This window comes from Psychrobacter proteolyticus, from assembly GCF_038155145.1.
Taxonomy (GTDB): Bacteria; Pseudomonadota; Gammaproteobacteria; order Pseudomonadales; family Moraxellaceae; genus Psychrobacter; species Psychrobacter proteolyticus_B.
The window spans coordinates 1-209 of record NZ_JBAKAY010000247.1 but is presented as its reverse complement, the minus strand read 5'-3'; the positions used below and the strand labels follow the sequence as shown (position 1 = coordinate 209).

Annotated in this window: 1 protein-coding gene; it reads left to right on the top strand. The window is 41.1% G+C overall.

Features of this window, described 5'->3' with window-relative positions; genetic code table 11:
• Positions 1-209, top strand: a 209-nt coding sequence (locus tag V6252_RS13700) for a hypothetical protein (RefSeq protein WP_341610791.1), incomplete at both ends; no start/stop codon positions are given.

Sequence of the window (209 nt, the reverse complement as noted above, 5' to 3'; positions counted from 1 at the left end):
GGAAGCTGATAACCTATTGGGTAAAAACAGTGACTCAATCAGTAATGTCGAACAAAAGATATTCACTGACGAAAAAATTCTGATCTCTGAAGAGAACTTTCTACCGCCAACGCTAGCAGGACGTAAAACGCCACAAGACGTTGCAGAAAGCAAAACAGTACCTTTATATGTGTTTGTATACGCGGATAAACCACGTGATGCTCAAGTCG